Raw genomic sequence first — 20,240 nt, forward strand, 5'->3', positions numbered from 1 at the left:
CCAACAAGCGTTGACACAAGGTTCCGACCCAACCTAACCTTGCCCACAAACGTTGGCAAACACTTGTTGGCACAGGAGGTGGGCCATGTTGCCCGAGCGCACCGACGTCCTGGTGGTGGGGGCCGGGCCGACCGGCCTGACCGTCGCCGCCACCCTCGCCCGGCGGGGGGTCGACGTGACCGTGGTCGACCGCGCCACGCAACCGCCGGTCACCTCCCGGGCCGCCGTCGTGCACGCGTACACCCTGGAGGTGCTGGACCGGATCGGCGCCGCCGCGCCGCTGGTGGCCCGGGGCGCGGCGTCGCGCCGGTTCACCGTCCGCGACCGCGACCGGGTGCTGTTCAACGTCGGCTTCGGCGACCTGCCGAGCCGCTACCCGTACGCGCTGCTGGTCTCCCAGGCGGTCACCGAGGCCGTGCTGACCGACCGGCTCACCGCGCTCGGCGGCCGGGTCCACCGGCCGTACGAGGTGAGCAGCCTGGACCGCGACGACGCCGGCGCGGTGGTCGGGTTCGCCGACGGCGGCCGCGTCCGCGCCCGGTGGGTGATCGGCGCGGACGGCATGCACAGCACCGTGCGTGAGCTGGCCGGGATCGGCTTCGGCGGACCGGACGGCCGCGGCGAGTCGTTCGTCCTCGCCGACGTGCGGGTGCGCAGCGTGCTGCCCCGCGACGAGATCGCGCTCTTCCTGGCCCGGCCGGGGCCGCTGGTCTGGGCGCCGCTGCCGGACGGGGTGGTCCGGGTGGTCGCCTCGGTCGCCCAGGCCCCGCGCACGCGGGACGCCGCATACTTCCAGGCGCTGCTCGACGAGCGTGGGCCGGCCCGGCGGCCGGACCGGGTCACCGACGTGATCTGGAGTTCCCGGTTCCGGATCCACCACCGGGTCGCCGAGACCTACCGCGCCGGCCCGGTGCTGCTGGCCGGCGATGCCGCGCACGTGCACAGCCCGGCCGGCGGGCAGGGGATGAACCTCGGCATCTGCGACGCGGTAGCCCTCGGCGACACCCTCGCCGACGTGTTCGCCGGGGGACCCGACACCCTGCTCGACGACTACTCGGCCGCGCGCCGACCGCTGGCCGAGGAGGTGGCCGGCTTCGCCGACCGGCTGACCCGGCTCGCCACCGTTCCGCCAGCCGCCCGCCCCCTGCGCGACCTGCTGCTCCGCGCCGTCGCCGGCGCGCCGACCGTCCGTCGGCGGCTGGCGCTGCGCCTCTCCGGACTGGCCCAGCGCCCCGGCTAGGCTGCCCCGATGGGGCAGGTGTGGCGGGAGTGGGGCGACGTGCTGGTCGCCACGCTGGTCGCGGTGCCGGTGCCGGTGCTGCTCGTCGCGCTGCTGGCCCGGGCCCGCGCCGCGCCGACCCGCCGGGAGGCGTGGCGGCGCAGCGCCGTCGAGGTGGGGATGGTCGCCGGGACGCTGCCCTGGGTGTGGATGATCCTCACGCCGCGCGCCGCGCCCGGCGAGGTCAAGCTGGTGCCGCTGCGTGACCTGGTCGATCTCGTCGCGGCCGGCCCACCGGCCACCGTCGTGGTCCAGGTGGTCGGCAACCTGCTGGTCTTCGCCGCGCTGGGCTTCCTCGCCCCGGTGCGCTCCGCCGCCCTCGCCGGCGTCGGCCGGCTCTTCCTGCTCGGTGCCGCCGCCTCCGCGCTGGTCGAGTCCGCCCAGTACGCGCTCGACCTCGGCCGGGTCACCTCCGTCGACGACGTGCTGCTCAACGCGACCGGAGCGGCCCTGGCCGGGCTGCTGTCCCGGCGGTGGTGGGCGGGGCGTCGTCCGGTGCCGGCGCGCCCGGCCGCAGTGCCCGCCACGCCGCGAGCGTGACCAGCGCGAAGACCACCGCTGCCGCCCCGACCACCGGGCCTACCCCGTACGCCGCCCCGGCCAGCCCGGCGAGTGTCGCGCCGACCGGCGCGGTGAGCAGTGCGGCCATCCGCTGGGTGGCACCCACCCGACCGAGCAGCGCGGCCGGCACCCGACCCTGCCCGTACGCCGCCCACAGGCTGTTCCACACCGTGCTCCCACCCGCGAAGACGGCCAGCGCGAGCCCGGCCGGCACCGGGTGCCGGACCAGCGCGAACCCGGCCAGGGCGACGGTCTGCGTGAGGAGTACCGCGCGCAGCGCGGGGGTGGTGCCGAGCCGGGCGGCCAGCCGCCCCGCCCCGAGCGCCCCGGCCAGCCCGCCGAGCACGACCGCTGCCATGAACAGCCCGTACCCGGCCGGCGGCACCCGCAGCACGTCCAGCGCGTAGAGGACCAGCACCGCCATCAGCGCGCTGATCGCCAGGTTCGTCCCCGCGCTGAGCAGGGCGATCCGCCACATCGTCGGCTCACCCCGCAGCCACCGCACCCCGTCCGCGGCCTCCCGCCACACCGAGCGCCCCGCGGACCCGCGCTCGTGGCGGCCCGCGCGCCCGTCCGGGCCGGCGGCGGACCGGGACAGGGCGAGGGTGAGCAGGGCGGCGAGGGCGAAGGTGGCCGCGTCCACGGTGAGCGGGACGCTCGGCGAGACCGCGAAGAGCACACCGGCCAGCGGAGCGCCGAGCAGGCCGCCGGCCAGCGCGGTGCCGGCCTGGAGGCGGCCGTTGGCGGCGGGCAGGGCCGGCGCCGGCACCAGCGCGGGAAGCAGCGCGAACGAGGCGGCGTCGAAGAGCACGCCGAGCGCGGCCAGCAGGAACGCCGTCGCCACCAGCGCCGGCACACCGGCCCGGTCCACCGCCACCGTGGCGGCCAGCGCCGCGACCACGGCCGCCCGCAGGGCGTCCACCAGCGCCATCGTCCGGCGGCGGTCCCAGCGGTCGGCGTACACGCCGCCGAGCAGGCCGAGCAGCAGCGGCGGGAGCTGCCCGGCGACGGTCACCACGGCCACCGCCCGGGGATCGCGGGTCAGCGCCGCGGCCAGCAGGGCCAGCGCCGGCGTACGCAGGGCGTCGCCGAACCGGGAGGAGACGGCGGCGGACCAGAGCATCCGGTAGTCCCGGCCGAGTGGGGTGGCGGTCATGCCGACGGACCCTGCCCTCTCGACCGGGTCGAGGGTCAAGGGGACCGGAAAGGGGTCGGACAGTGTCGGTGATCACCGGTACGGTGAGCGCCGAATCCGACCGGGGAGAGCGTGTGGACCGCACCTTCCAGGTCGACCTCCGTGGCGTGGTCGACCTGCTCAGCCATCACCTCTACGGCAGTCCCCGGGTGTACGTCCGGGAACTGCTCCAGAACGCCGTCGACGCGATCACCGCCCGCCGCGCCACCGAACCGGACGCCCCCGCCCGGGCACGGATCGAGCCGCCGGAGCTGACCGGCGACGGCACCCTGCGGGTGCACGACACCGGCGTCGGCCTCACCGAGGCGCAGGTGCACGAGCTGCTGGCCACCATCGGTCGCAGCTCCAAGCGCGACGAGCTGGGCTTCTCCCGGCACGAGTTCCTCGGCCAGTTCGGCATCGGCCTGCTCTCCTGCTTCCTGGTCGCCGACGAGATCCGGGTGGTCACCCGGCACGCCGACCAGCCGACCGTGCTCTGGACGGGCTGGTCCGACGGCCGGTACGCCGTCCGGCTCGCCCCGCCCGAGCAGGCCCGGCCGGAGCCGGGCACCACGGTCACGCTGGTGCCCCGCCGCGACGCCGATCAGTGGTTCGGCGTGCCGACGGTGACCGAGCTGGCCCGGCTCTACGGCAGCCTGCTGCCGGTCGACGTGCGGGTCGGCGACACGCCGACCACCGCCGGACCGCCGCCCTGGCCGACCGCCCCCGGCGCGCCGCTGGACCGGGCGGCCCTGGTCCGGTACGCCCAGGAGACCCTCGGCTTCGTCCCGTTCGACGTGGTGCCGCTGGCGGTGCCGGAGGCCGGGCTGACCGGGGTGGCCTTCATCCTGCCCACCCCGGTGAACCCGGCGGCGCGGGCCGGGCACCGGGTCTACCTCAAGCGGATGCTGCTCACCGAGCACGCCGACGGGCTGCTGCCGGACTGGGCCTTCTTCGCCCACTGTGTGGTGGATGCCAGCGAGCTGCGGCCCACCGCCAGCCGCGAGGCGCTCTACGAGGACACCCTGCTCACCGGCACCCGGGACGCCCTCGGCGACCAGGTGCGCGGCTGGCTGGTCCGGCTGGCCAAGCACGACCCGCGCCGGCTCGCCGAGTTCCTCCAGGTGCACCACCTGGGGGTCAAGGCGCTCGCCCTGCACGACGACGAGATGCTGAGCCTGGTCGACCAGTGGTGGCCGATGGAGACCAACGTCGGCACGCTCACCCTCGCCGAGTTCCGGCAGCGCCACGGCCTGCTCCGGTACGCCGCCAGCCTCGACGAGTTCCGCCAGCTCGCCGCCGTCGCGGCGGCGCAGGACCTGGCCGTGGTCAACGGCGGCTACACGTACGACACCGAGCTGATCGAGCGGCTGCCCGCGGTGGACCGGTCGGTGCTGATCGAACGGCTGGAGCCGAGCGACCTGACCACCCGCTTCGAGGCGCTCGAACCGCACGTCGAGCTGGCCCTGCGGCCGTTCCTGACCGGCGCCCAGCGGGCCCTGGAACGGCTCGGCTGCGAGGTGGTGGTCCGGGCGTACGACCCGGTCTCGCTGCCGGCGCTCTACCTGGTCAGCCGCTCGGCGGCGTTCAACGACCAGCTCGCCGCCAGCCGGGAGAAGGCCGACGAGCTGTGGGGCGGTGTGCTGGACGCGCTGGCCGCCTCCGCCCCGCCGGACCGCCCGCAACTGGTGCTCAACCACCGCAACCCGCTGGTCCGCCGGGTCACCACGCTGACCGACCCGGAGCTGGTCGGGCTCGCCGTCGAGGCGCTTTACGGGCAGGCGCTGCTGCTCGGGCACCACCCCATCCGCGCGGCCGACGCCGCCCTGCTGAACAGTTCCTTCCTCGGCCTGCTCGGCCGGGCCGTACCGGGACGGGAGTGAACCGACCGTGAGCGACGACGACCTGTGGCGGCTGCTGCACGAGGCCCACAACATGCCGTACGGGGCGGGGCAGACCGCCGCGCTGGAACAGCTGATCCGGCGGGCCGACGCGGGTGACGACCGGCACCTCGCCTTCGCCGCCCGGATGCAGGCCACCACCGCGTACGTCTACGGCGGCGAGCCGGCGAAGTCCTTCGTGACCTTCTCCTGGTGCCTCGCCGAGTTCGACCGGGACCCGCAGCCCTACCACCAGCGCTTCGCCCACCAGCTGCTCTGGCACTTCAAGTACATGGTCAGCGCCATGCTGAAGTTCCCCGAGCTGCCGCTGGACCGCACCTACGCGGTGCTGGACGACATGGAGCGGCGCTACCGGGACACCGGGCACTCGCTGCAGGCCGTGTACAAGCACCGCTACCTGGTGGCGTCGCACCTCGGGGCGCACGACGAGGCGGCCGACTGGTACCGCCGGTGGATGACCACCCCCCGGGACGCCCTCTCCGACTGCGCCGGCTGCGACCCGACCACCCAGGTGCACCACCTGTGTGAGGTGGGCCGGCACGACGAGGCGGTGGCCCTGGCCGAGCCGGTGCTCGCCGGCCGGCTCAGCTGCACCGAGCAGCCGCAGGCGATCCTCACCGCGCTGCTGCCGGCGTACCTGCGTACCGGCCGGTCGGAGCCCGCGCGGGACGCGCACCGGGAGGCGTACCGGCGGCTGCGGTCGAACCTCTCCGACCTGTGGGAGATCGCCGACCACGTCGAGTTCTGCACCCTGACCGGGAACGACGCCCGCGCCCTGGAACTTGTCGAGCGGCACCTGGACTGGCTGGACCGGGCGCCCACCCCGGCCGCGGCCATGCACTTCGCCGCCACCGCCGCGGCGGCGCTGCGGCAGGTGCCGGGTGAGCTGACCGTGCACCGCCGGGCGTTCGGCGACCGGCCGGCCGGGGAGGTGCCGGTGGGCACCCTCGCCGCCGAGCTGACCGACGCGGCGACCGCGCTGGCCGCCCGGTTCGACGCGCGCAACGGCACGGCGTACCAGTCGGAGGTGGTCGCCCGGCGGCTCGCCGTGCAGCCCGTCGGGGAGCACCTGCCGCTCTCGGCCAGCCTGCGTCGCCGCCCGACCCGCACCCCGGAGCCGGCGCCGGCCGACGTGGCCGGGGTGGAGCCGGTGCGGGTGCCGGCCGGGGCGAGCGCCGAGGAACTGCTCGCCCTCGCCGACGAGTGCTGGCGCACCCACCGCACCGACGACTGCGCCACCGTCCTCAAGGCGTACGACGAGCGGTTCGGCGGCGCCGAGCTGCCGGCGGCCACCGTGGCGCGCCGGCTGGAGCTGCGCGCGGGCGAGCTGAACGACGACGGTGACCCGGCGGCCTCCATCGAGGCCAACCGAGTGGCGCTGGCCGCCTGGCGGGCGGTGCCCGACCCGGTGCGCGCACAGGTGGTGGCCGGGCGCCTCGGCGCGCTGCTCTGCATGACCGACGAGGGCGCCGAGGAGGGGCTGGCGCTGGCCCGCGGGTCGGCGGAGCAGCTCGACCGGCACGGCGACCAGCGGGAACGGGCCGCGGCGCACGACCGGCTGGCCCTGGCGTACGTGCACCGGCAGCGCTGGGCCGACGCGCTGGACGAGATCGACCGGGCCGCCGCCGAGGCGGACGTCGACCCGTGGCTGGCAGCCCGGGTGGCGTTGCACCGCGCGCACGTCCTTGAGGAGTTGGACCGGGGCGAGGAGATGGGCGAGGCGGCCGAGCGGGCCCGCCAACTCAGCCGCGAGGTGGGTTCGGCCGGCATGCTGGTCGCCGCCTGCCTGGCGTACGCCCGCTGGGCCGACGACCCGGCCGAGGCCGTCGCCGCCTGCGACGAGGCGCTGCGGGTGGCCCCGGCGGACGCCCGGCTGGCGGTCCGGGTGGCCCGGGGCCGGGCGCTGCTCGCCGCCGACCGGGCCGCCGACGCGGTGGACGACCTGGCCGAAGCGGTGACCCTCTGCGTGGAGCAGGGTGCCGAGGGCGACGCCTTCCTGCGGTGGGAGCTGGCCAACGCCTACCGGGTGGCCGGCCGGCTGAGCGAGGCCGCCGAGGTGGCCGAGGAGGCGGTGCTCGGGCTGGACCGGCTCGGCGCCCAGGCCGAGGCGGACCGGTGCCGGCACCTGCTGGCCGGCGTCTACGAGGGCCTGGGCGAGATCGACCCTGCGCTCGCCCTGCTGGAACAGCTCGCGGAGAACCTGGACAGCCCGGACAACCTCCCGCACCGGGCGCAGGTGCTGGAGGAGGCCGGCGGCATCCTCTACGACGCCGACCGGGACGCGCTGGCCGCGCAGCGGTTCGCCGCGTCGGCGTCGGCGTACCGGCTGGCGGAGCTGCCGCTGGACGAGCTGCGGGCCCGGCGGCGGCAGCTGCTGGCGCTCTTCTGGTCCGGTGACCTGCCGGCCGCCGCGGCGCTCGTCGACGTGGTGGACGAGGCCGCGGCGGCGCTCACCGGGCTGCCGGAGGAGCCGCCCGTGGTGACGTACGAGCGGGCCCTCGCGGCCGAGGCGGTGGCCCGGGTGCTGACCGCCGAGGGCCGCACGGTCGCGGCGCTGGACCGGCTGGACGGCGTGGCCGGCCGGCTGCGGTCGATCGAGGCGTTCGGCGAGGCGGCCCAGGTCGAACTGCTCACCGGTGACCTGCTGCTGCGCGGTGACCGGCCGGCCGACGCGGAGCGCCTGCTCCGCGAGGTGCTGGGCGGGCTGCCGCCCGGCTCGCGGCCGGCCAGCCAGGCGGCCTGGCTGCTCGCCCGGGCCCTGGACGAGCTGGGCCGGTCGACCGAGGCGGCGAAGCTGCGGGCCGACCACGGGATCGAGGAGAACTGACGGCGGCCGCCGTCCCGGGCGGCGGTGTCGGCGCTGCCCCGTCCCGGCCGGTCCGGCCAGGCTGACCCGGCCCGGTCCGGCCAGGCTGACCCGGCCCGGTCCGGCCGTGCCGACTCGGACAGGGTGGCCGGCCGGGGAGCGCGCGGTGGGCCGGCGGCGGGGCGGTGAACCGACCGACGGGTAACCGAGCCTCCACCACGGCCGGCGCGCGGTCTAGGCTTGCCCGGTGGCGGTGGAGCAGCAGGCGCGGGGCGGGGCGAACGGCGCGACGGGCGCGGGCCGACGCCGGTCCCGTCGGGACGAGATCCTGGAGATCGCGGTGGGCCTCTTCGCCGCGCGCGGCTACCACGGCGTGTCGATGGACGACATCGGCGCCGCCGCGGGCGTGACCGGGCCGGCGCTGTACCACCACTTCGCCGGCAAGGAGGCGATGCTGGTCGCCGCGCTGATCCCGGTCAGCGAAGGGCTGCTCGCCGGCGGCCGGGACCGGGCGGCCGGCCACCCGGACGACCCGCGCGGCGCGCTGGAGTCGCTGATCGACTTCCACGTCGACTTCGCGCTGGCCAACCCGGCGGTGATCGCGCTGCACCTGCACGAGCTGGACCGGCTCCCCGACGAGCCACGTCGCAAGATCCGCCGACTCCAGCGGCTCTACGTCGAGGAGTGGGTGACCGTGCTGACCGCGCTGCACCCGGGGCTGCCCGACGGCGAGGCGCGGGTGCTGGCCCACGCCGCGTTCGGCCTGATGAACTCCACGCCGTTCCTCGGCGGCGAGGTCGACCGCCGCCGCCGCGCCGAACTGCTCCGCGCCGCCACCCTCGCCGCCCTCCTCGCCCCCACCGACCCCGCCTGACCCCCCGGGCCCCGCGCCCCCGCCGGCCCCGCCCGGCCCGCCCGCTCCGGTGATCAAGAAGTTTGCGTCAGGAATCGGGCTCAAGCCGACGCAAACTTCTTGATCATCACGCCGGTGGGTGCCGGGCGACTCGTGAGTAACCGGCGGCTCGTGGTTACCTGGCACCCGTCCCCACCCCTGGACGTCGGGAGGAAACATGATCGAGTCGCTGCTGGTCGCCAACCGGGGCGAGATCGCCCGCCGGATCATCCGTACCGCCAAGCGGCTCGGTATCCGCGCGATCGCGGTGCACTCGGAGGCCGACGCCGGCCTGCCGTTCGTCACCGAGGCCGACGAGGCGGTCTGCGTCGGCCCGGCCAACCCGGCGCAGAGCTACCGGAACGTCGAGGCGATCCTCGCCGCCGCCAAGTCGACCGGCGCGCAGGCGATCCACCCCGGCTACGGCTTCCTGTCGGAGAACGCGGACTTCGCCCGTACCGTCGAGGCCAGCGGCCTGATCTGGGTCGGGCCCCGCGCCGACGCGATCACCGCGATGGGTGACAAGATCAATGCCCGGAACCTGATGGCGGCGGCCGGTGTTCCGGTCGCGCCCGGCACCACCGACCCGGCGGCCGACCTGGACGCGGCGGTCGCGGCCGCCGCGGAGATCGGCTACCCGGTGATGGTCAAGGCCGCGGCCGGTGGCGGCGGCATGGGCATGGGCGTGGCCACCGACGAGACCGCGCTGCGCACCGAGTACGACAAGGTGCGCTCGTTCGCCGAGCGGATGTTCGGCGACGGCTCGGTGCTGATCGAGCGGTACTTCCCCCGGGTACGGCACGTCGAGGTACAGATCCTGGGCCTGGCCGACGGCCGGGTGGTGGCGCTGGGCGAGCGGGAGTGCTCGGTGCAGCGGCGCAACCAGAAGCTGGTCGAGGAGTCCCCGTCGCCGGCGGTCTCCCCGGAGCTGCGCGAGCGGTTCCTGGCGGCGGCGGTACGGGCCGGCGAGGCGGTCGGCTATCGCAACGCCGGCACGGTGGAGTGCCTGTTGGTCCCGCGTCAGCGGGGCTTCGAGGAGGATGGCTCCGGCTCCGAAGAATTTTTCTTCCTGGAGATGAACACCCGCCTCCAGGTCGAGCACCCGGTGACCGAGCTGGTCTACGGCGTGGACCTGGTGGAGGAGCAGCTGCGGGTGGCGGCCGGCCTGGCGCCGACGTTCGACCCGGACGCGCTCGCCCCGCGGGGGCACGCCATCGAGCTGCGGATCAACGCCGAGGACCCGAAGCGCTTCCTGCCCGGACCCGGCGCGATCAAGACCTGGGTCGAGCCGACCGGTGAGGGCGTCCGCGTCGACTCCGGCTACATCGAGGGCAACACGGTCACCCCGTTCTACGACAGCCTGATGGCCAAGCTGATCGTCAGCGGCGCCACCCGCGCCGAAGCCATCGAGCGCGCCAAGGCGGCCGTCGCCGCCTTCGAGCTGGCCGGCCCGAAGAACAACCTCCCCTTCTTCGCCGAACTCCTGGAGAACGAGGAGTTCCTCTCCGGCGACTACGACACCGGCATCGTCTCCCGCATGCGCTGACCCCCCTCACCCTCGTTGATCATGAAGTTGTCGCCCCGCCCCGTCGGTACGGGCGACAACTTCATGATCGACGGGTGGGGTGCGGACGGGCGGTGCGGAGTGGGAGGGTGGGGGAACCAGCACAGCACTACGTCACAGTGAGGTGACCCCTTATGGCGGAACTGCCGGACTTCGTCTCCATCCGTGAGGTCGGGCCGCGGGACGGCCTCCAGAACGAGGAGCCGATCCCCACCGACGCCAAGGTGCGGCTGCTCGACGCGCTCTCCGGCACCGGCGTCAAGCGGATCGAGGCGGTGTCGTTCGTGCACCCGAAGGCGATCCCGCAGATGGCCGACGCAGACGAGGTGTGGCAGCGCGCCACCCGGGCCGACGGGGTGCGCTACTCGGCCCTGGTGCCCAACACCCGGGGTGCGCAGCGGGCCCTCGCGGCCGGGTTCACCGAGATCGAGGTGGTCGTCTCGGCCAGCGACACGCACAACCGGCGCAACGTGAACCGCTCGACCGAGGAGTCGCTGGACGACATCGCCGAGCTGATCGACCTGCTGCACGGCGCCGGCGCCCGCGCCGAGGTGATCGTGGCGACCAGCTTCGGCTGCCCCTACGAGGGCGACATCGACCCGCAGCGGGTGGCCGGCATCGTCGACCGGGTCGTCCGCGACGGCGCCGACCGGGTCGCGTTCGGCGACACCACCGGCATGGGTACGCCCCGGCGGGTCCGCGAGCTGGTCACCGCCGTACGGGACCGCAACGCGCACATCCCGGTGCTGCTGCACTTCCACAACACCCGGGGCACCGCCCTGGCCAACCTGCTGACCGCGCTGGAGCTGGGCGTCACCGAGTTCGACGCCAGCGTCGGCGGCCTCGGCGGCTGCCCGTACGCCCCGGGAGCCAGCGGCAACCTGGCCACCGAGGAGGCGGTGCACATGCTGCACGACATGGGCATCGACACCGGCATCGACCTGGACGCGCTGATCGAGGCGGCCGAACTGGCCGAGGAGCTGGTCGGCAAGAAGCTCCCGTCCGGCGTGCTGCGCGCCGGCCCCCGCACCCGCCTCACGCCGCTGCCGACCTGACCCGCCCCTTCCTCGCGGTGATCAGGAGGTGTGCGTCCCGCACCTCCTGATCACCATGTTTGAGCGGCGGGTCGGCCGCCGGTGGCGGGTCGCCGGAGGGTGGTCCGATGCGCTAGCCTAACGATCGTTCAGGTAAGTCGGTCCGCTCACGAGGTGGCCCGGCCCAGGCGGCGAGGGAGTCGGCGTGACGCTCGACGGTGAGGCACTGGAGCAGCTGCGCAAGCGCGCCCGGGCCGGCGGTGCGGACAAGTACCACGCGGCGAACGCCGCCAAGGGCAAGCTCTTCGCCCGCGAGCGGGTCGCGCTCCTGGTCGACGAGGGTTCCTTCGTCGAGGACGGTCTCTACGCGAACGCGATGGCCGACGGGCTGCCCGCCGACGGCGTGGTCACCGGCACCGCCACCATCGACGGCCGGCAGGTCTGCCTGATGGCCAACGACTCGACGGTCAAGGCCGGCAGCTGGGGCGCCCGGACAGTCGAGAAGATCATCCGGATCATCGAGCGGGCCTACTCGACCGCCGTGCCGATGGTCTACCTGGTCGACTCGGCCGGCGCCCGGATCACCGACCAGGTCGACCTGTTCCCGGGTCGGCGCGGCGCCGGCAAGATCTTCTGGAACCAGGTCCGCGCCTCGGGTTCCATCCCGCAGGTCTGCGCGCTGTTCGGGCCGAGCGCGGCCGGCGGGGCGTACATCCCGGCGTTCTGCGACGTGGTGGCCATGGTGGACGGCAACGCCAGCATGTACCTCGGCTCGGACCGGATGGTCGAGATGGTCACCGGCGAGAAGACGACGCTGGAGGCGATGGGCGGCGCCAAGGTGCACTGCGCCGAGTCCGGAGTCGGGCACTTCCTCTGCAAGACCGAGGCCGACGCGCTGGACGTGGTGAAGCGCTACCTGTCGTACCTGCCGGCGAACTGGCAGCAGCAGCCGCCGGCCGCCGAGGCGGTCGCGGCGCCGGAGAAGGCCGACCTGGCCGCGCTGGTCCCGGCCAGCGAGCGGCAGGCCTTCGACATGCGCCGGTACGTCAAGGGCCTGCTCGACGAGGGCTCGTTCTTCGAGATCCAGGCGCTCTGGGCCAAGGAGCTGACGATCGGCTTCGGCCGGCTGAACGGCGAGGTCGTCGGTGTGGTCGGCAACAACTCGATGTTCAAGGGCGGGGTGCTCTTCGTCGACTCCGCCGACAAGGCGACCCGGTTCGTGCAGCTCTGCGACGCCTTCAACGTGCCGCTGCTCTTCCTGAGCGACGTACCCGGCTTCATGGTCGGCAGCGCGGTGGAGAAGCAGGGCATCATCCGGCACGGCGCCAAGATGATCACCGCGATCTCCGAGGCGACCGTGCCGAAGATCTGCGTGGTGGTCCGCAAGGCGTACGGCGCGGGTCTCTACGCGATGGCCGGGCCGGGCTTCGAGCCGGACGCGACCATCGCGCTGCCCACCGCGAAGATCGCGGTGATGGGGGCGGAGGCCGCGGTGAACGCCGTCTACGCCAACAAGATCGCCGCGATCGCCGACGAGACCGAGCGGGCCGCCTTCGTCGCCGCGAAGCGCGAGGAGTACGAGCGGGACATCGACGTCGTCCGGCTCGCCAGCGAACTGGTGGTCGACGCCATCGTCGAGCCGCACGAGCTGCGCGCCGAGCTGGTCCGCCGGTTCGCCGCCGCGCGTACCAAGGACCGGCACTTTTCCCGGCGTCGGCACGGCGTCACCCCGGTCTGACCCGGCCCACCTCAGTCCGCAGCACCGTCCCGGCGTCACGAGCGCCCGGCGGCGGCCCGTCCACACAGGAGGATCAGATGGACTTCCGGCTCACCGAGGAACAAGAGGCGCTGCGGTCCAGCGTGCGGGACTTCGCGCGTGAGGTGGTCGCCCCGGTCATCGCCGAGCACTACGAGAAGCACACCTTCCCGTACGAGGTGATCCGCCAGATGGGCAAGATGGGCCTGTTCGGCCTGCCCTTCGGTGAGGAGCACGGCGGCATGGGCGGCGACTACTTCGCGCTCTGCCTCGCCCTGGAGGAGCTGGCCCGGGTCGACTCCAGCGTGGCGATCACCCTGGAGGCGGCGGTCTCCCTCGGCGCGATGCCGATCTACAGATTTGGTACTCCGGAGCAGCAGGCGACCTGGCTGCCGAAGCTGCTCAGTGGCGAGGCGCTGGCCGCCTTCGGGCTGACCGAGCCGGGCACCGGATCCGACGCCGGCGGCACCCAGACCCGCGCGGTGCTGGACGAGGCGACGAACGAGTGGGTGATCAACGGCTCGAAGGCGTTCATCACCAACTCGGGGACCGACATCACCGCGCTGGTCACCGTCACCGCGGTCACCGGCACGAAGCCGGACGGCTCGAAGGAGCTGTCGACCATCATCGTGCCCACGGGGACGCCGGGCTTCACGGTGGCGCCGGGCTACTCCAAGGTCGGCTGGACCGCCTCGGACACCCACGAGCTGACCTTCGACGACTGCCGGGTGCCGGCGGCGAACCTGCTCGGTGAGCGGGGTCGGGGCTTCGCGCAGTTCCTGCGCATCCTCGACGAGGGTCGGATCGCCATCGCCGCGCTCGCCGTCGGCCTCGCCCAGGGCTGCGTCGACGAGTCGATCAAGTACGCGAAGGAGCGGCACGCCTTCGGCCAGCCGATCGGCAACTACCAGGCGATCCAGTTCAAGATCGCCGACATGGAGCTGAAGGCGCACACCGCCCGGCTGGCGTACTACGACGCCGCCGCGCGGATGCTGGCCGGTGAGCCGTTCAAGCGGCAGGCGGCGATCGCCAAGCTGCACGCCAGCACGATCGCGGTGGACAACGCCCGCGAGGCCACCCAGATCCACGGCGGCTACGGCTTCATGAACGAGTACCCGGTCGCCCGGTTCTGGCGGGACTCCAAGATCCTGGAGATCGGCGAGGGCACCTCCGAGGTGCAGCGCATGATCATCGCCCGCGACCTGGGCGTCTGATCCGGCCCCCGGCCCCTGCCGCGCCACCGCACGGCAGGGGTCTGTCGGATTCCGGCGCGTCGGCTGGACGACGCATCCGTGTCGACCGTCGTATCCGGTCCGTACCCTTCGTGCCCATGACACCGGCTCATGATCACCAGTTGGCGCCGGGTGGTCGTACCCCGCTGGCGGAGCTGTTGCGGGGGCATCGGCTCCGGGCCGGTCTCACCCAGGCCGAGCTGGCCCAGCGGGCCGGAATCGGCGTGCGGACCGTCCGTGACCTGGAGCGCGGCCGGTCCAGCCGGCCGCAGCGCACCACCGTGGAGTTGCTCGCCGACGCGCTCGGCCTCACCGACGGGCCGCGCGCCGCCTTCCTCACCACCGCCCGTGGGCGGGTCACCGTCCCGGCCGTCGCCGCAGACCCGGGCCGCGCGCCGGCCGCCGGGTCCGCGCCCCGCGAACCCGATCCCTCGGGTACGCCGATCGCGCTCCCGCCCCCGGTCGACCTGATCGGGCGGGAGCGGGACCTGGCCGACCTCGCCGCGCTGCTGACCACGGACCACTGGCCGCCGGTGGTGACCCTGGTCGGGCTGGCCGGTGTGGGCAAGACGGCGCTGGCCCTGGCGGTGGCGCACGAGGTCGTCGCCGCGTATCCCGGCGGGGTGGCCGGCGTGCTGGTCGGTGAGGGTTCCGACGCCGCCGACGTGCTGGCCGCGATGAGCGCCGTGCTCGGCGCGGCCCGCCTGCCCGACCTGGCCGTCCGGCTGCGCAACCGGCCGGCGTTGCTGCTGGTGGACGCGGCCGAGCGTGCCCCGGACCCGCTGGCCGAGGCGTTGCGGCAGCTCACCGACGCGGTGCCGAGCCTGCGGGTGCTGGTGACCGGGCGGCACCCGGTGGGCGTACCCGGGGAACTGGTCCGCCCGGTGGCGCCGCTGGACGTGCCCCCGGCCGACGTGGTGGACGCCGCCGACCTGGCCCACTACCCGGCGGCAGCGCTCTTCGCCGCGCGCCTCGCCCGGGTCCGCCCCGAGCCGCCCGACCCGCGGGAGCTGCCCGCCCTGGCCGCCCTGGTCCGCCGGCTCGGCGGGCTGCCGCTCGCGATCGAGCTGATGGCGGCCCGAGGTCGGATCCTCGACCTCGACGAACTGCTCGACCGGTACGGCGACCGGGTCCTCGACCTGGCCAGCCCCGACCTGGGCCGACGCGGCTGGGAGGCCGCCGAGCCGGCGGGGTCGGGCCGCGCGCGGGCGGCGGTGGCGGTGACCCTGCGCGAGGCGGTGGCCACCAGCTACCGGCTGCTCGCCGCCTCGGAGCGCGCGGCGGTACGCCGACTCTCCGCGTTCGCCAACCGCTGGTCGGTGGAGCTGGCCGAGGAGCTGCTGGCCGACGAGGCCGACCGGGACGGCGCGGTGGTCGTCGACCCGGTTCCGCTGCTGGACCGGCTGGTGGAGCTGGGGCTGCTCAGCGTCCGGGGGTCCGGTCCGTTCCGGTTCCGGCTGCTCGACGCGGTCCGGGACTTCGCCGTCGAGCGGGCCGCCGGCCTGGGCGAGCTGACCGCGATCCGCCGCCGGCACGCCGTCGTCGTGGCCCGGCTGGTCACCCGGACGGCACCGGACCTGGTCGGGGCGAAACTGCCCGCCGCCGTACGCCAGCTCGACGAGGCGACCAGCGACATCAGCGCCGCCCTGGCGCACGCCGCCACCGATGACCCGCTGACCGCGCTGCGGCTGGCGGCGGCGCTGACCCGCTGGTGGCGGCTGCGGGGGCGGGACGTTTCCGGGCGGCAGTGGCTGCGCCGGCTGCTGGCCGACCCGCGTACCGCCGACGCCGACCCGGTGCTGCGGGCCTGGGCGCTGCTCGGGGTGGCCCGGCTCGCCGCCGAGCACGGCGCGGGGGCGCAGGAGCTGCCGGCGGCCCGCGCGGCGCTCGACGCCTTCGCCGCACAGGGGGAGGTCACCGGCGAACTGGAGGCCCGGACGGTGCTCTGCGCGCTGCTCGTCGGCGCCGGCGAGCACGACGAGGGGCGCGAGCAGGCGCAGGCGGTGCTGGCGCTGGCCACCCGGCACGGCCGGATTCGCGACATGGCGGTCGCCCAGAACAACCTCACCTGGCACGAGATCCGCCTCGGCGACCTGACCGGCGCCCGGCGGCGGCTGGCCATCGTCGACCGACTGGCCGCCCAGTGCGACGAACGGCGGCTGCGGCTGCTGGCCCGGGCCAACCTGGCCGACGTGGCCCGCCTCCAGGGCCGGTACGCCGAGGCGGTGGAGCAGGGGCGCCGGGTCGCCGGTGCGCTGGCGGACCTGGGCGACCCGGGACACCGTCGTCGGGTGCTCGGCACGGTCGGCCTGGCGCTGGCCCAGGACGGTCGGCTGGACGAGGCCGTCGACGTGCTGGCCGAGCTGCGGGCGGAGGCCCGCCCGGTATCGCTCCCGGGTCCGGCGGTGCCGGTCGACGGACCGCTGGCGGCCGCCTCCCCGTCGCGCCGCGACGTGGTCCCGCCCGGATCGGCGCTGCCGGACGGTGTGGTCGTGGCCCGCTCCGGGTCGGTGTCGCCGGTAGCTGTGGTGCCGTCGCCATCCGGGTCGGGTCGGCTCGGCTGGCCGGTGGGGCCTGGGCGCGCGGGCACGGCGGTGGCGACCCCGCAGCCGGAGGAGGGGATCGTCGCCCTGATCGAGGGGACGGTGGCGCTGCATCGGGGCGACCGGGAGCTGGCCGCGGAGTGGTTCGGGGCGGCGGTGGAGGCCGGTGTCGACGGTCAGTACCGGCGGGACGTGGTCGAGGCGTTGGTGGGGCTGGCGGCGAGCACGGGCGACCGGGCCGTGCTGGACCGTCTCGACCGGGCCTGCCGGGAGAGCGGGATCCGCCTGCTGCCGTACGAGCAGGATCTGCTCCGCGGGCTCCGCCCGGTCGGCTGACGCCCGACCCGGCTGCTGCGGCTCTCCCCGTGCGGCCGGGCTGCCCGGGGCGGGGAGGCGCGAGCGAAGAAGCCCCCTGGTGATTCCCCTCGCTCAATCGCTCGCGCCGGCACCCCCCCCAGGTGCTCCCCCCGCGCTCGACGAAGGCTAGCCACCCCTGACGTCCGCTTTGCGGGACTTCACTGGGTTGTCCGGGCCGGCGTGGCCAGTTCTGCCGGTGGTTCTGCCGGTGGACGGACGCGTCAGGCCGCCGGTTCGTTGGCGTGGGCCGGCTCGGTGCTGCCGGCGGTCGCCCCCGGGTGGACGGCGTCCCGCACCCGGCGCAGGCCGTCGAGCATCGCCGCCAGCGCCGCGGGTTCGAGCTGGCCGGTGAACCACTGCTCGATGATCCGCAGGTGACCGGGGAGGGTCTCGTCGAGGCGCTTCAGCCCCGACGGGGTGACCACCGCGTACGAGCTGCGGCGGTCGGACGGGCAGGCCCGGCGACAGAGCAGGCCGTCGCGTTCCATCCGGTCCACCACGCGGGTCACCCCGCTGGTCGACAGTGAGGTCTGCGCCGCCAGGTCGGTCATCCGCAGCTGGTGCCCGGGGGACCGGGCGAGCCGCATCAGCACCTCGAACTCGACGGCGGAGAGGCCGTGCTCCTCGTACTGGTCGGCGAACCGGGCCGACAGCCCGGCGTACGCCTCGACGAGGAGGCCGACGGCGGTGATCCGGGGGTCGTCGAACACGTTCTGATCCACCTGGCCATCCTAACAGTGCTTGACACGGGGAATATTGTTGAAGTTATAGTTGCTGCGTCAGTCGTTGGGCTTCTAAACAATCTCTTCCCTGGAGGACGCACCATGACCAGCACCGAGTCGGTTACCCGCGACTGGGAGGGCCTCACCGTCCCTACCGCCGGCACCTACCTGCTGGATGCGGCTCACAAGCGGGTCGGGTTCGTCGCCCGGCACATGATGGTCAGCAAGGTACGCGGTGAGTTCGCCGACGCCTCGGCGACCATCACCATCGCCGAGGACCCCATGCAGTCCTCGGTCACCGCCACCATCCAGGCCGCCAGCATCAGCACCGCCCAGGCCGATCGGGACGCCCACCTGCGCAGCCCCGAGTTCCTGGACGTCGAGGCCTTCCCGACGCTGGAGTACCGCAGCACCGGTGTGAAGTCCCGGGACGGCAACGAGTTCGTGCTGCTCGGCGAGCTCACCATCAAGGGCGTCACCCGGCCGGTGGAGCTGGACGTCGAGTTCGAGGGCGTCGGCCGCAGCCCGTTCGGCCAGGACATCTTCGGCTTCTCCGCGAGCGCCGAGATCGACCGGGAGGACTTCGGTCTGACCTGGAACGTGGCGCTGGAGACCGGCGGCGTGCTGGTCGGCAAGAAGATCAAGATCGAGATCGAGGGTGAGGCCGTCCGCCAGGCCTGATCCCTGCGGACCCCTCCCGGCGAGGCCCCTGCTCTGCTGAGCAGGGGCCTCGCCTCGTCTGCGGGTGCAAATTGTCACGAATTATTCGTCAGCCGCGCCGGTGCCCGCGGTGGCCGCTGGGTAGTGAGGGCCACAGCGCGTATTCGTTGGGCCACTGGCCCTGGCGAGGTGGCGCTCTTACCGTGGTTGTTCACAACGCGGGCGGGACGACACGGTCCCGCGCGCCTCGCGCCGGGAGGGCACATGGGTAGGGACGTCGAGCAGGGCGCCTTCTCCCGGGAAGACCGGGTCCGCTACCGGCAGAAGGTTCGGCGCAGCCTGGACGTCTTCGCGTTGATGCTGGACGACTTCGGCTTCGACGCGGACCGGCCGATGACCGGCCTGGAGATCGAACTCAACCTGATGGACCCGGCGGGCGAGCCGGCGATGCGCAACGAGGAGATCCTGGCCGCCATCGCCGACCCGCTCTTCCAGACCGAACTCGGCCAGTTCAACCTCGAACTGAACGCCGCGCCCCGGCTGATCGAGGGCAGCGGGTTCGCCGAGTACGAGGCCGACCTGCGCAGCAGCCTGACCCGGGCCGACGAGCGGGCGGCGAAGTCCGACGCCCGGATCGTCCTGGTCGGCATCCTGCCCACGCTCACCGAGCGGCACCTGGTGGTGGACAACCTCTCCACCAACGAGCGCTACCGGGTGCTCAACGACCAGATCGTCGGTGCCCGGGGCGAGGACATCGAGCTGGACATCCGGGGCGTGGAACGGCTCCAGACGCACACCGACTCGATCGCCCCCGAGGCGGCCTGCACCAGCCTCCAGTTCCACCTCCAGGTCGCGCCGGACAGCTTCGCCGACTACTGGAACGCCTCCCAGGCGATCGCCGGGGTCCAGGTCGCGATCGGCGCGAACTCCCCCTTCCTCTACGGGCGGCAGCTCTGGGCAGAGACCCGGATCGCCCTCTTCGAGCAGGCCACCGACACCCGCCCCGACGAACTCAAGGCCCAGGGCGTACGACCCCGGGTGTGGTTCGGGGAGCGCTGGATCACCTCGATCTTCGACCTCTTCGAGGAGAACGTCCGGTACTTCCCGCCGCTGCTGCCGATCTGCGAGGACGAGGACCCGGTGGAGGTGCTGCACGCCGGCGGGGTGCCCCAGCTCTCGGAGCTGCGGCTGCACAACGGCACGGTCTACCGCTGGAACCGGCCGGTCTACGACATCATGGACGGTCGCCCCCACCTGCGGGTGGAGAACCGGGTGCTGCCGGCCGGCCCGACCGTGGTGGACATGCTGGCTAACGCCGCCTTCTACTTCGGGCTGGCCCGCGGGCTGGCCGAGTCGGACCGGCCGATCTGGAGCCAGCTCACCTTCAGCTCCGCCGAGGAGAACTTCCATGCCGCCGCCCGGCGCGGCATGGACGCCGTCCTGCACTGGCCCCGCCTCGGGGATGTGCCGGTGGCCAAGCTGGTCCTCGACACGCTGCTGCCGACGGCGGCGACCGGGCTGGACCGGTTCGGCGTCGAGCCGGCCGAGCGGGACCGGCTGCTCGGCATCATCGAGCAGCGCTGCCGTACCGGCCGCAACGGCGCGGTCTGGCAGACCGAGGCGGTCTGGGCGGCCGAACGGCACCGGGGCATGGACCGCGAGGCGGCCCTGCACCACATGGCCCGCCGCTACGCCGAACTCCAGCGCAGCAACGAACCCGTCCACACCTGGCCCGTCGACTGACCCACCCCCTCACCGG

Annotated in this window: 14 protein-coding genes; 12 read left to right on the top strand and 2 right to left on the bottom strand. The window is 74.3% G+C overall.

Annotation, left to right across the window (positions count from 1 at the left end):
* Positions 1–85: 85 nt before the first annotated feature.
* Together ACTWM8_RS00280 and ACTWM8_RS00285 are read left to right on the top strand one after the other, a co-directional pair.
* A complete protein-coding gene (locus tag ACTWM8_RS00280) occupies positions 86–1,240 on the top strand; it encodes an FAD-dependent oxidoreductase (protein ID WP_446212026.1) in 1,155 nt (384 codons plus the stop codon).
* Positions 1,241–1,249: 9 nt separating this feature from the next.
* A complete protein-coding gene (locus ACTWM8_RS00285; protein ID WP_446212027.1) occupies positions 1,250–1,819 on the top strand; it encodes a VanZ family protein in 570 nt (189 codons plus the stop codon).
* Here ACTWM8_RS00285 and ACTWM8_RS00290 read toward each other — a convergent pair.
* A complete protein-coding gene (locus ACTWM8_RS00290) occupies positions 1,710–2,996 on the bottom strand; it encodes an MFS transporter (RefSeq protein WP_446212028.1) in 1,287 nt (428 codons plus the stop codon). The two genes, ACTWM8_RS00285 and ACTWM8_RS00290, sit on opposite strands and share 110 nt — an antisense overlap.
* A gap of 113 nt (positions 2,997–3,109) precedes the next feature.
* Between ACTWM8_RS00290 and ACTWM8_RS00295 the strand changes: the two genes are divergently transcribed.
* The 8 genes from ACTWM8_RS00295 (at position 3,110) to ACTWM8_RS00330 (ending at position 17,078) form a co-directional block, all read left to right on the top strand.
* Positions 3,110–4,897 carry an HSP90 family protein gene (locus tag ACTWM8_RS00295; protein ID WP_446212029.1) on the top strand — a complete coding sequence of 596 codons (1,788 nt, stop codon included), beginning with the start codon at positions 3,110–3,112 and terminating at the stop codon, positions 4,895–4,897.
* 7 nt (positions 4,898–4,904) lie between these two features.
* Positions 4,905–7,742, top strand: a complete 2,838-nt coding sequence (locus ACTWM8_RS00300) for a hypothetical protein (RefSeq protein ID WP_446212030.1) — start codon at positions 4,905–4,907, stop codon at positions 7,740–7,742.
* Between the two features lie 226 nt (positions 7,743–7,968).
* Positions 7,969–8,595 (top strand): TetR/AcrR family transcriptional regulator, encoded by a 627-nt coding sequence (locus ACTWM8_RS00305; RefSeq protein ID WP_154940922.1) that lies wholly within the window; start codon positions 7,969–7,971, stop codon positions 8,593–8,595.
* A gap of 196 nt (positions 8,596–8,791) precedes the next feature.
* On the top strand, positions 8,792–10,159 hold the full coding sequence (locus tag ACTWM8_RS00310; RefSeq protein ID WP_446212031.1) for an acetyl-CoA carboxylase biotin carboxylase subunit: 1,368 nt from the start codon (positions 8,792–8,794) through the stop codon (positions 10,157–10,159).
* A gap of 152 nt (positions 10,160–10,311) precedes the next feature.
* The gene (locus ACTWM8_RS00315) at positions 10,312–11,232 is read left to right on the top strand and encodes a hydroxymethylglutaryl-CoA lyase (protein ID WP_446212032.1); all 921 of its coding nucleotides are present in this window, start codon (positions 10,312–10,314) and stop codon (positions 11,230–11,232) included.
* Between the two features lie 184 nt (positions 11,233–11,416).
* Entirely contained in the window at positions 11,417–12,949 is a 1,533-nt protein-coding gene (locus ACTWM8_RS00320; protein WP_446212033.1) for an acyl-CoA carboxylase subunit beta, read from the top strand.
* Positions 12,950–13,026: 77 nt separating this feature from the next.
* Positions 13,027–14,181 (top strand): acyl-CoA dehydrogenase family protein, encoded by a 1,155-nt coding sequence (locus tag ACTWM8_RS00325; protein WP_446212034.1) that lies wholly within the window; start codon positions 13,027–13,029, stop codon positions 14,179–14,181.
* 116 nt (positions 14,182–14,297) lie between these two features.
* Positions 14,298–17,078: an ATP-binding protein gene (locus ACTWM8_RS00330; protein WP_446212035.1), complete on the top strand. Its 2,781-nt coding sequence runs from the start codon at positions 14,298–14,300 to the stop codon at positions 17,076–17,078.
* A 242-nt stretch (positions 17,079–17,320) separates the two neighbouring features.
* On the opposite strand, the gene ACTWM8_RS00335 is transcribed toward ACTWM8_RS00330, so the two are convergent.
* Complete coding sequence (locus ACTWM8_RS00335; protein ID WP_088959616.1) at positions 17,321–17,821, bottom strand: MarR family winged helix-turn-helix transcriptional regulator; 501 nt, start codon at positions 17,819–17,821, stop codon at positions 17,321–17,323.
* Between the two features lie 102 nt (positions 17,822–17,923).
* Between ACTWM8_RS00335 and ACTWM8_RS00340 the strand changes: the two genes are divergently transcribed.
* Together ACTWM8_RS00340 and ACTWM8_RS00345 are read left to right on the top strand one after the other, a co-directional pair.
* Positions 17,924–18,502, top strand: coding sequence for a YceI family protein (locus tag ACTWM8_RS00340; RefSeq protein ID WP_238450759.1), 579 nt, complete (start codon positions 17,924–17,926; stop codon positions 18,500–18,502).
* Positions 18,503–18,745: 243 nt separating this feature from the next.
* The gene (locus tag ACTWM8_RS00345) at positions 18,746–20,224 is read left to right on the top strand and encodes a glutamate--cysteine ligase (protein ID WP_446212036.1); all 1,479 of its coding nucleotides are present in this window, start codon (positions 18,746–18,748) and stop codon (positions 20,222–20,224) included.
* The last annotated feature ends 16 nt before the right edge of the window (positions 20,225–20,240 follow it).

This window comes from Micromonospora sp. IBSANI012 (assembly GCF_052814045.1).